Genomic DNA, 12,542 nt, shown 5'->3' with positions numbered 1-12,542 from the left:
GCCCGAAGTAAACAAAGTGCGGTTCCACCCCCGGCCAAACCCAAACCCGCCGGCATGGCGGGGTGCCCCGGGGGGACCTTCCCCGAAGAAGGGGGGGGGGCGGGGGGGGGGGGGGTGTCCCCCCCACCCACGACCTTCCGCGCCGAACAGGGTTACTTGAGATCCGCGTCCGCCACGACGAACAGTTCGGAGTGCGGTTTGGCGTTGCCGAAGGACCCGTGCGGCCAGGTCTTCCGGTTGAAGTTGATGCCGACCTGTCCGGTGAATTCGTCCCGGAAGTTCTGGTCGACGCCGACCTTCCCGTCTTCGCCGAGGTTCAGCAGGTTGACCTTGTGGTCACCGTCCAAACCGGACCGTGCGACGAAGTAGTTCGACACCGCGAGGTGCTGCGGCCTGTCGGTTTCGTGGTAGTACCCGTCGTCGCCGAGCACGAAGTTGTCGTACGCGCCCCAGTGCGGGCCACCGCCGGGCGTGCCCGGGTTGATCGGCGCCGCGCCGACGACGGTCGGCAGGTCGCCGCCACCGCCCTGCCGCGACTTCTCCTTCGTGTCGATCCGGCCCTTGATGTCCTCGACCTTGTCGCCCGCGGCGACGAGTTTCTGAATGTCGAGGACGTAGACGCCGCCGGTGGTGCCGGGGTCGTCCGGACCGAGCGCGCCCTTCTGGCGGCCGGTGATCGCGCGGTAGAGGTACTTGTCGTCGGGGCTGGTCTGGATCCAGCCACCGTTGGAACCGCCACCGTTGGAGTCGTTGTTCGGGTGGATCGCCTTGTTCGCGGCGCCGTCGTCGAACACCTGGATCCAGTGCGGCTCCTTGGCGGTGATGTCCGGTGTGTAGAACACCGCGCCGCCCTGCATGGTCTGCGCGAACGCGCCCTTGTGACCGGGCAGGTTCGTCACCGTGGTCTCCATGACCGCGCGGCTTTCGGCGTGCAGTGGGTCCGCGGGATCGGCCCGCGGGCCGTCCGGCAGGTACGAGACCGCCTTGAGCTTCGGCTTGTTGCGGTCGGAGATGTCCCAAGTGCGGACGGTCGGCCGCCGCAGGTACGGCGACGGCTGCTTCACCGGGTCGAGGATGATGTTGCGCGGCTCGGCGTAGTCACTGGTGACCAGGGTGTCGAGGTCCTCACGGGCCTGGATGCCGTGCGGGTTGGCGCAGGTCGGCTTGTCCAGCTGCGGGAGGTTGTCGCACAGCTTCTTGTTGTCACCCTGTGGTGTGGCCGCGGGGGACTCGGAAAGCACCTGCGCGTTCTGGTCGAAGCGGACGACCTCGCCGGGGCTGCCGGCGAAACCGTTGCCCACCACCGTGGAACCGTTGGCATAGGTGTGCGGGCCGGGAACGACAGGGCCGCCCATATACGTGCCGTACGCGGTGCCGTCCTTGAGCACCCAGTACGCGTCGGGCACGGAACCGCCGAGGGTCTGGGTCGGGAGGCTGACACCCTTGAGCTTCAGTTGCGGCAAGGCGGAGACGTCGAAGGCGTACGTCGCGGCGGCGAACAGCGCGCCGGCGTAGATCGTGTCGCCCTTGTGCCACACGTATTGCATGTGGTGCGGCTCGTTCTCGACGAGCGGTCCGACGGTGGCGGTGTTGACGACCCTGCCGTAGGTCGGCGAACCCTGCGTCGCGTCGATCACGGCGAGGAAGTCCGGACCGGGCAACGCGTTCTTGATCTTGTTCAGGCCACCGCCGAGCGAACCCGGCAGATTCTTGATGTCCTTGACCAGAGTGTCGGCGATGTTCTCGTCACCGGCCCAGACCAGCAGCCATTTCTTGCGCTTGCCGTCCGCGCTCCGGGACACCGCGATGTCCTTGGACACCAAGTGGTTCTGGACCCAATACTCCTTGCCGTCGGCCGCCTTCTTCGCGTCCTTGACGACCTGGACGTCGGCGTAGGCACTGGTCGTGGAGCCGGTATAGGTCACCGTGCCCACGGCCAGGGCCGCCGCCATGGCGCCTATCACCACTTTTCGCCACTTGGGCGAGTTGGATAGCATTCTTTCTCCCTGTTTTCGCTACCGAAGCGCCGGACATTCGGCACACCTCTCCCCGCTTTCGCGCAGGCGTCGCCGACGCGGATCAAAGGGAAGTAAATCAACCGCTGGTTCACCCAGAGAACCGTTGCGGCACAATGGAAACCGTCAGCGCACGAGGAACGGGCGCATCCGTGTCGGATACGCTGATTCAATACGGCGCGACAAACCCGGAATAGGTCAGGAATCCATACACAGCGCGCTTGCCTGCTGCCGCAGGTCGACGTGCCGGCGCCACACCAAGGCGACTGGGGATTGCATAGGCGAAATACTCGTGTGAAGCCGCCGGAGTGTCAATCTCGTGATCAAAGAATGGGACGAGCCACGGCAGGGTGAATTCCCACGATCCGGATAGGCCATTGGGCCGAACGGGTGGCGATTTTCCGCGCACTGGGAACTAGGCCACCTGGTGGCACTACGGCAGGTCACAACGGACCAGTAGCCCGAATCCGGCGACCACTTTTCCGTTATGTTTTCGTTATGCAGTCCCGGGAACTCCGCGACGGCAAGACAGGCTGAAGATGTTCAGACAAGCGCTGGCCGTTGCCGCCCTCGCTTCGGCGGCCAGAAGATCGAGGGGTACGTGTAACCGCTGCGCCTCCTGACCAGACAGTCCGCAGAGGGATTGCGTGTCGGCCACCGGCGACTGATGCGGCAGGGCTACACGCTCTGCTACCGGCCGCAGCGCCCCTCTCGGCGGGGTGAGGCGCGTGCCCCGCTTCGCTCCGGATCGGCCCCCGGACCGCTCTGTCGACCTCCCGGTCTCCCGATCCGCCCTGACCTGCGCTTCTCCCCTGCCGTTTCGCGTTTAGCCCGCTAAACGCAAGTCGGACAGAGCGCGTTTAGCCGGCTAAACGCGATCCGGGCGTGGGTCAGGCGGGGCCGCACAGGGCCAGTCGCTTGAGGGTCGCCAGTGCCTCGTCGATGGGGTGCGGTGGTCCCTCGGCGTCCGGTTTGCTCCACCGCACGAGGTTCAGTGCGGCGGAGAACTGCCGCCCGCCGTCCGCGCGGGTCCAGGACATCGTCAACGCTCCCCAGACCGTGCCGTCGTGACCCCAGAAGGTGCCGTGACCGGGGATCTCGGTCTTGTACAGACCGAGGCCGTAGTCGATCAGTCGCCCGTCCTGCGCGATGACCGGCACCAGACGCTGCATCTCCGCCAGCGACGCCGGGTCGACGATCTCGCCGCCGAGCAGTTTGCGGTAGAAGCGGTTGAGGTCCGCGACGGTCGAGACCAGGCCGGCGCCCGTCATCACCCAGGACATGTCGTAAATGCTGTAGTCCCGTGGCGGATCGATCCTCCCGAACAGTGCCTCGTACATCCGCGAGTGCGGTCCGTCGATCCGCGCGGTGGCGGGAAACCCGGTATGCGCGAGGCCTGCGGGTTCGATGATGGAGCGGGCGACGTGCTCTTCCACCGAAGTGCCGGCCAAGTGCTCCAGGAGCTTTCCCAGGAGCAGGTAGTTCGTGTTCGAGTAGACCCCCGGAATGCTCCCCGGCTCGCCGGTGGCGGGGGCATCGACGCCCAGCGCGATCAACTTGGTCGAGCGGAACTTCCGGAACCGGTTGTCGTCGAGGCTTTCGGGGGCGAGTTCCTTGAGCGACGGGAAGGCGTACGGGAGGTACTCGGCGAGACCGCTGGTGTGGTTGAGCAGCATCCGGACCGTGATCTTCCGGCCGCGCTCCCCCGGGACCAGCCGCGGCAGATGATCGCCGATCGGTGTGTCGAGTCCGATTCGCCCCGCCTCGACCTGCCGCAGAACCGCGGCGGAGATGAAGGTCTTCGTGACGCTGCCGACGCGTTGCCGCATGTCGGGGTGAACGGGTCTGCCGGTTTCGAGGTCGGCGACTCCGGCGGCGCAGCGCCAGACCTGCTCACCCTGACGCACCTCGGCGAACACACCCGGCACTTCCGCGCGGTGGACACCGTCCACCGCTGACTGAAAAGTGTCTTTCCCCAGTGATTTCATGGATTCGATCCTGTCGACGGACGCGCCTGAGATCGGCCGCCATCCGTCGCGCATACCGCCCCATAACGCGCCGATCGTCGCCGCGGACCCGGTCCCCGGATCGCGTTTAGCGGGCTGAACGCGATCCGGGTGAAAGTGATCTCGGCCAGGAGTGATCTTCGGCCGTTCGGCCCGCGGTTTCGGCGCTGCGGGCCGAACTCGCCGCAGCTGGAAATGCGCATAGCCCTCGAACCGCATTATCTGAGCGGGATTCATCGGGGATCAGTACCTGTTTCGAGTGGCTCCAAGTGCCCGAAAACGGGAAGGGCCCCCGCCGGATCGGCGGGGGCCCTTCTCGTGGATTTCGCTTCGGTCAGCGGAAGTCGCGGCCGAAGTCGTAGTCGTCCAGCGGCACCGCGGCGCCCGGCGTGGAGCCGAACACATCCGGGGTGTAGTAGCCGTCGTCGTAGGACGGGATCGCGTAAGCGGCGACCCGCGCCTCCTCGGTCGGCTGCACCTGGATGTTGCGGTACTTGTTGATCCCGGTACCGGCCGGGATCAGCTTACCGATGATCACGTTCTCCTTGAGGCCCACGAGCTTGTCCGAACGGCCGTTGATGGCCGCGTCGGTCAGGACACGCGTGGTCTCCTGGAACGAAGCCGCCGACAGCCACGAGTCCGTGGTCAGCGAGGCCTTCGTGATCCCCATCAGCACCGGGCGACCCGAGGCAGGCTCGCCGCCTTCGGCGACCGACGCCCGGTTCTTCGCCTCGAACTTGGTCCGCTCGGGCAGCTCGCCCGGGAGGAAGTCCGTGGCACCGGAGTCGATGATCGTCACCCGGCGCAGCATCTGCCGGACGATGACCTCGATGTGCTTGTCGTGGATCGACACACCCTGCGCCCGGTACACCTTCTGGACCTCGTCCACCAGGTGCATCTGCGCCTCGCGCGGCCCCATGACCCGCAGGACCTCGTGCGGGTCCGGCGTGCCCTCGAGCAGCTGCTGGCCGACCGCGACGCGGTCACCGTCACCCAGCGGGCCGTTCAGGGTGTTCGCGAGCCGCTGACGCTTGGACAGCTTGTCGAAGACGATCTCTTCACTGCCGTCGTCCGGGATCAGCGTGATCTTCCAGAACCGCTCGCTCTCTTCGATGCGCACGCGGCCATCGACGTCGGCGATCGGCGCCTTGCCCTTCGGGACCCGGGCTTCGAACAGCTCCTGGACACGGGGCAGACCGGTCGTGATGTCGTCACCGGCGACACCACCCTGGTGGAACGTACGCATCGTCAGCTGCGTACCCGGCTCACCGATCGACTGGGCCGCGACGATACCCACGGCCTCACCGACGTCGACCAGCTGACCGGTCGCCATGGACCGGCCGTAGCAGGTGGCGCAGATACCGACGGCCGACTCGCAGGTCAGCACCGAACGCACCTTGACCTTGGCGATCCCGCTCGAGATGAGCTTGTCGATCGCCGGGTCACCGATGTCGTCACCGGCGTTGAGCACGACGTTGCCCTTGGCGTCGACCGCGTCGGTCGCCAGGTTCCGCGCGTACACACTGGTCTCGACGTGCTGGTCACGCAGGACCTTGCCGTCGCCGATGTCCTCACCGATCGGCATGTTGATGCCGCGGGTGGTGCCACAGTCGACCTCGCGGACGATGACGTCCTGCGACACGTCCACCAGACGACGGGTCAGGTAACCCGAGTCGGCGGTACGGAGCGCCGTGTCCGCCAGACCCTTACGGGCACCGTGCGTCGCGATGAAGTACTCCGCCACCGACAGGCCTTCACGGAAGTTGGCCTTGATCGGACGCGGGATGTACTCACCCTTCGGGTTCGACACCAGACCACGCATACCGGCCAGCGACCGGACCTGCGTCATGTTGCCCGCCGCGCCCGACTTCACGATCATCGCGATCGGGTTGTCGTCCGGCAGCGCCGTCTCCATGATCTTGTGGACCTCTTCGGTGGCCTGCGTCCACACCTTGACGAGCTCGTTGTTGCGCTCGGCGTGCGACAGCTGACCACGCTGGTACCGCTTCTCGACCTGGTCGGCCTTGCCTTCGTACTCGTCCAGAATGGCCTTCTTGCCGGTCGGGACGAGCACGTCGGAGATCGCGACCGTGACACCCGAACGGGTCGCCCAGTAGAAACCGGCGTCCTTCAGGCGGTCCAGGGTCTGCGCGACCTGGGTCATCGAGTAGCGCTCGGCGAGGTCGTTCACGATCGCGGCCTGACGCTTCTTCGGCATCGGCTCGTTGATGAACGGGTAGTCAGCCGGGAGCAGCTCGTTGAACAGCACGCGACCCAGGGTGGTCTCGGCCAGCCAAGCCTTGCCCGGCTCCCAGCCCTTCTCCGCGAGCGCCGCTTCGTCGGCCTTGGCGGGCTGACGGTCGGTGATGCGGATCTTGACCGGGGCGTGCAGGCTCAGCGCCTTGCGGTCGTACGCCATGATCGCTTCGGCCGGCGAGGAGTACGCGAAGCCCGCGCCCTCGTCCTTTTCGTTCAGGCGGGTCAGGTGGAACAGACCGGTCACCATGTCCAGACGCGGCATGGCGAGCGGGCGGCCCGACGCCGGCGAAAGGATGTTGTTCGCCGACAGCATCAGGATGCGGGCCTCGGCCTGCGCCTCCGCGGACAGCGGGAGGTGCACGGCCATCTGGTCACCGTCGAAGTCCGCGTTGAACGCTTCACAGACCAGCGGGTGCAGCTGGATGGCCTTGCCTTCGACCAGCTGCGGCTCGAAGGCCTGGATACCGAGGCGGTGCAGGGTCGGCGCACGGTTCAGCATCACCGGGTGGCCGGTGATGACCTCTTCGAGCACGTCCCACACCTGCGGCCGCGAGCGCTCCACCATCCGCTTGGCGGACTTGATGTTCTGCGCGTGGTTCAGGTCGACCAGCCGCTTCATGACGAACGGCTTGAACAGCTCGAGCGCCATGTCCTTCGGCAGACCGCACTGGTGCAGCTTCAACTGCGGGCCGACGATGATGACCGAACGGCCCGAGTAGTCGACACGCTTGCCGAGCAGGTTCTGACGGAACCGGCCCTGCTTGCCCTTGAGCAGGTCGGACAGCGACTTCAGCGGGCGGTTACCGGGACCGGTGACCGGGCGGCCGCGGCGGCCGTTGTCGAACAGCGCGTCGACGGCCTCCTGCAGCATCCGCTTCTCGTTGTTGACGATGATCTCGGGCGCGCCGAGGTCGATCAGCCGCTTCAACCGGTTGTTCCGGTTGATGACCCGGCGGTAGAGGTCGTTCAGGTCGGAGGTGGCGAACCGGCCACCGTCGAGCTGGACCATCGGGCGCAGGTCCGGCGGGATCACCGGGACGGCGTCGAGCACCATGCCGCGCGGGTCGTTGCCGGTGGCCTGGAAGGCCGCGACGACCTTGAGCCGCTTCAGCGCGCGGAGCTTCTTCTGCCCCTTGCCGTTGCGGATGGTGTCGCGCAGGTGGTCGGCTTCGGCCGCGACGTCGAACTCGGTGGCCAGCTTCTGGATGGCCTCCGCGCCCATGCCGCCGGTGAAGTACTCGCCGTAACGGTCGACGAGCTCGCGGTAGAGCAGCTCGTCGGCGATCAGCTGACGGACGTCGAGCTTGGTGAAGGTCGTCCAGACCTCCTCGAGACGGTCCAGCTCGCGACCGGCGCGGTCACGCAGCTGACGCATCTCGCGCTCGCCGCCTTCCTTGACCTTGCGGCGGACGTCGGACTTGGCGCCCTCCGCCTCCAGCTCGGCCAGGTCGGCTTCCAGCTTCTGCGCCCGTGCCTCGATGTCCGCGTCACGCTTGGTCTCGAGGTTCTTGCGCTCGACGCCGATCTCGTTCTCCAGCGTCGGCAGGTCGTTGTGCCGCAGCTCGGTGTTCACACCGGTGATCACGTAGGCCGCGAAGTAGATGATCTTCTCGAGGTCCTTCGGCGCCAGGTCGAGCAGGTAGCCCAGGCGGGAGGGAACACCCTTGAAGTACCAGATGTGGGTGACGGGAGCGGCCAGCTCGATGTGGCCCATCCGCTCACGGCGCACCTTGGCACGGGTGACCTCGACGCCGCAGCGCTCGCAGATGATGCCCTTGAAGCGGACTCGCTTGTACTTACCGCAGTAGCACTCCCAGTCCCGGGTCGGGCCGAAGATCTTCTCGCAGAAGAGGCCGTCCTTCTCGGGCTTGAGCGTCCGGTAGTTGATGGTCTCCGGCTTCTTGACCTCACCGAAGGACCACTGACGAATGTCGTCGGCGGTGGCGAGGCCGATGCGGAGCTCATCGAAGAAATTGACGTCCAGCACGTCTTTGCATCCCCTTGGGGTTGAGTCGACTAGAGGGGTTGGCGGTCGAGGCGGGGCCCACGGGAGGCAGGCCCCGCCTCGGACAGCCGTCAGTGCACGACGTCGTCCACCGAGGGCGACTCGTTGCGGGACAGGTTGATGCCGAGGTTGGCCGCGGCGCGCTCGAGGTCTTCGTCGTCGGAGTCGCGCATCTCGATCGCGGCGCCGTCGCTCGACAGCACCTCGACGTTGAGGCAGAGCGACTGGAGCTCCTTCAGGAGCACCTTGAACGACTCGGGGATACCCGGCTCGGGGATGTTCTCCCCCTTGACGATGGCCTCGTACACCTTGACGCGGCCGACCACGTCGTCCGACTTGATCGTCAGGAGTTCCTGCAGGGTGTATGCGGCGCCGTACGCCTGCATCGCCCAGCACTCCATCTCGCCGAAACGCTGGCCACCGAACTGCGCCTTACCACCCAGCGGCTGCTGCGTGATCATCGAGTACGGACCGGTGGACCGGGCGTGGATCTTGTCGTCGACCAGGTGGTGCAGCTTCAGGATGTACATGTAGCCGACGGCGACCGGGTACGGGTACGGCTCGCCGGAGCGGCCGTCCAGCAGCGTGGCCTTGCCGTTCTGCTTGACCATGCGCTCACCGTCGCGGTTCGGCTTGGTGGCGCCGAGCAGACCGGTCAGCTCGTCTTCCTTGGCACCGTCGAACACCGGGGTGGCGGTGTTCGTGCCGGGGTCGACGTCGTAGAGCTCCTCGTTGAGGTTCTTCGCCCAGTCCGGGTTGCCCTCGATCTTCCAGCCCTGCGACGCCAGCCAGCCCAGGTGGAGTTCCAGTACCTGGCCGATGTTCATACGACGCGGGACACCGTGGGTGTTCAGGATGATGTCGACGGGCGTGCCGTCCTCCATGAACGGCATGTCCTCGGCGGGGAGGATCTTGCCGATGACACCCTTGTTCCCGTGGCGGCCGGCGAGCTTGTCGCCCGGCTGGATCTTCCGCTTCTGGGCCACGTAGACGCGGACCAGTTCGTTGACGCCCGGGGGCAGCTCGTCGTCGTCCTCGCGCGAGAACACGCGGATGCCGATGACCTTGCCGGTCTCGCCGTGCGGCACCTTCAGCGAGGTGTCGCGGACTTCACGGGCCTTCTCCCCGAAGATCGCGCGGAGCAGGCGCTCTTCCGGGGTCAGCTCGGTCTCGCCCTTGGGCGTGACCTTGCCGACCAGGATGTCGCCGTCGCGGACCTCGGCACCGATGCGGATGATGCCGCGCTCGTCGAGGTCGGCAAGGACCTCTTCGGAGACGTTCGGGATGTCCCGGGTGATCTCCTCGGCGCCCAGCTTGGTGTCGCGGGCGTCGATCTCGTGCTCCTCGATGTGGATCGACGTGAGCACGTCGTCCTGTACCAGGCGCTCGGAGAGGATGATCGCGTCCTCGTAGTTGTGGCCCTCCCACGGCATGACCGCGACGAGCAGGTTCTTGCCGAGCGCCATCTCACCGTTCTCGGTGGACGGGCCGTCGGCGATGACCTGACCCTGCTCGACCCGGTCGCCCTCGTTGACGATCGGGCGGTGGTTGAAGCAGGTGCCGTGGTTGGAGCGGCGGAACTTGTACAGTCCGTAGCTCTTCCGCGTGCCGTCGTCGTGCATGATCGTGATCAGGTCGGCCGAGAGCTCCTCGACGACGCCGGACTGCTCGGCGACGAGCACGTCACCGGCGTCGACCGCGGCGCGCAGCTCCACCCCGGTGCCGACGTACGGCGCCTGGTTGCGGAGCAGCGGCACGGCCTGACGCTGCATGTTCGCACCCATCAGGGCGCGGTTCGCGTCGTCGTGCTCGAGGAACGGGATCATCGCGGTCGCGACCGAGACCATCTGCCGCGGCGAGACGTCCATGTAGTCCACGTCCAGCGGGTCGATCAGCTCGACCTCGCCGCCCTTCTTACGGACCAGGACGCGATCCTCGACGAAGGTGCCGTCTTCCGAGATCGGCGCGTTCGCCTGCGCCTTCACGAAGCGGTCTTCCTCGTCCGCGGTGAGGTAGTCGACCTGGTCGGTGACGCGACCCTCGACGACCTTGCGGTACGGGGTCTCGATGAAACCGAACGGGTTGACCCGCGCGTACGAGCAGAGCGAACCGATCAGGCCGATGTTCGGGCCTTCCGGCGTCTCGATCGGGCACATGCGGCCGTAGTGCGACGGGTGGACGTCACGGACCTCCATGCCGGCGCGCTCACGCGACAGACCACCCGGGCCGAGGGCGGACAGACGGCGCTTGTGCGTCAGCCCCGACAGCGGGTTGTTCTGGTCCATGAACTGCGACAGCTGCGAAGTACCGAAGAACTCCTTGATCGCCGCCACGACGGGACGGATGTTGATCAGGGTCTGCGGCGTGATCGCCTCGACGTCCTGGGTGGTCATCCGCTCGCGGACGACGCGCTCCATCCGGGACAGACCCACGCGGATCTGGTTCTGGATGAGCTCGCCGACGGTGCGGAGACGACGGTTGCCGAAGTGGTCGATGTCGTCGGTCTCGACCGGGATGACCTGGTCGCCGACGGTCGCCTTGTCCTCGCCCGCGTGCAGGCGGACCAGGTACTCGATCGTCGAGACGATGTCCTCTTCGGTCAGCGTCCCGGTGTCGTACGGCGTGGTCAGGCCGAGCTTCTTGTTCACCTTGTAGCGGCCGACCTTGGCCAGGTCGTAGCGCTTCGGCTTGAAGAACAGGTTCTCCAGCAGCGTCTGCGCGCTCTCCTTCGTGGGCGGTTCGCCCGGGCGCAGCTTGCGGTAGATGTCGAGCAGCGCCTCGTCGGTACCGGCGGTGTGGTCCTTCTCGAGGGTGGCGAGCAGCGTCTCGGAGAACGAGAAGCGCTCACGGATCGCCTCGGTGGTCCAGCCCAGCGCCTTCAGCAGCACGGTCACCGGCTGGCGGCGCTTGCGGTCGATGCGGACGCCGACGGTGTCGCGCTTGTCGACGTCGAACTCGAGCCAGGCACCCCGGCTCGGGATGACGCGGACGTTGAAGACGTCCTTGTCGGTGGTCTTGTCGACACTGGTGTCGAAGTACACACCCGGCGAACGGACGAGCTGGGACACGACGACACGCTCGGTGCCGTTGATGACGAAGGTGCCCTTGTCGGTCATCACCGGGAAGTCGCCCATGAAGACCGTCTGGCTCTTGATCTCGCCGGTGTTGTTGTTCACGAACTCGGCGGTCACGAACAGCGGGGCCGCGTACGTCATGTCCTTGTCCTTGCACTCCTCGACGGAGGCCTTGACCTCGTCGAAGCGCGGGTCGGAGAAGGACAGCGACATGGATCCGGAGAAGTCTTCGATCGGCGAGATCTCGTTGAGGACCTCTTCCAGGCCACCGACCGGGTTTTCTTCACCTTCTTCGACGCGGCGTTCGAACCACGCCTCGTCGCCGGTGAACCATTCGAATGACCTGATCTGCACGTCGAGCAGGTTCGGGGTGTTGAGCGGCTCGCGAATCTTTGCGAAGGAGACCCGCTTGGGGGCTCCCGGGATTCCCGTGGACTCCGAGCGAGATACAGCCGAGGTGGTCGCAGCAGTGGCCTGGTTCGCGGGAGAGACTGCCAAGATGCGTCCTTCCGGGGACAATGAGCGGTGAGCAGCCGCTTCAGCAACAGCTGATGCGGTCTGTCAAGGGTGCCGTGTGCCCACTATCCTAACTACCGGCTCCGGGCAGCCTGAAAGAGGGCAGCGCAAAGAAGCAGTCTAGCCCGAACGTCACGGTCTGTCCAGGGGGCGCTCCTGATAGGGCCCAGCCTGCTTCGCAACGTCTTCAGGTATGCCTCTCCTCGGCCTCCCCGGACCGTCCCTCCCGCAAGGGCACCGCCGGTTCTCACCGTTGCCAGTAAGCGTGACCCCACAGGGGCTCTGAGTCAAGATGCCGCGCGGTGGTCCCGCCGGTTGGCGCAGCGTCGGAGAAGCTCCGCAGCAGGCGCCTCACAGGACGATCATCCTGGTTACCGACCGGTATGCGCAGGTAGCGGCGCCGGGGCGCCGACCTGCGTTTAGCGGGCTAAACGCGCTCCTGCCCGGGCGCCGTTTCGGAGGGTGACCGGGTCGGGGATGGGGTGGTTCGGGGTGCCTCTGGGCGTTTCGGGGCGTGTGGCGGTTGTGACCGGTGAGTCGTCTGGGGCGGTGCACAGGGAGGGTCGCGCGGAGCGCGTTTAGGGGGGGAAACGCACCCCCTCCCCGGGGTTGGGGGGTGACGGGCCAACGCGAAAACGACCAAAGGGAGAGGAAGGGGGAGGGAGGG

4 protein-coding genes are annotated in these 12,542 nt (G+C 66.4%); all 4 read right to left on the bottom strand.

From position 1 onward, the window contains the following. Window positions 1–152 precede the first annotated feature (152 nt). Entirely contained in the window at window positions 153–1,952 is a 1,800-nt protein-coding gene (locus ACZ6DT_RS39910) for a hypothetical protein (RefSeq protein WP_465605193.1), read from the bottom strand. A gap of 953 nt (window positions 1,953–2,905) precedes the next feature. Continuing rightward, window positions 2,906–4,003: a serine hydrolase domain-containing protein gene (locus tag ACZ6DT_RS39905; RefSeq protein ID WP_465605191.1), complete on the bottom strand. Its 1,098-nt coding sequence runs from the start codon at window positions 4,001–4,003 to the stop codon at window positions 2,906–2,908. A gap of 352 nt (window positions 4,004–4,355) precedes the next feature. Further along, on the bottom strand, window positions 4,356–8,267 hold the full coding sequence (locus tag ACZ6DT_RS39900; RefSeq protein ID WP_465605188.1) for a DNA-directed RNA polymerase subunit beta': 3,912 nt from the start codon (window positions 8,265–8,267) through the stop codon (window positions 4,356–4,358). 89 nt (window positions 8,268–8,356) lie between these two features. Continuing rightward, window positions 8,357–11,857: a DNA-directed RNA polymerase subunit beta gene (gene rpoB / locus ACZ6DT_RS39895; protein ID WP_465605185.1), complete on the bottom strand. Its 3,501-nt coding sequence runs from the start codon at window positions 11,855–11,857 to the stop codon at window positions 8,357–8,359. Between the last annotated feature and the right edge of the window lie 685 nt (window positions 11,858–12,542).

It is taken from the genome of Amycolatopsis sp. NPDC041971 (assembly GCF_055588925.1).
This window is presented reverse-complemented; position numbering and strand designations above follow the sequence as displayed.

Bases quoted from the DNA above. Each gene is read 5' to 3' on its own strand.
- ACZ6DT_RS39910 (WP_465605193.1), bottom strand. From the start codon at position 1,952: ATGGCGGCGGCCCTGGCCGTGGGCACGGTGACCTATACCGGCTCCACG.
- ACZ6DT_RS39905 (WP_465605191.1), bottom strand. From the start codon at position 4,003: ATGAAATCACTGGGGAAAGACACTTTTCAGTCAGCGGTGGACGGTGTC.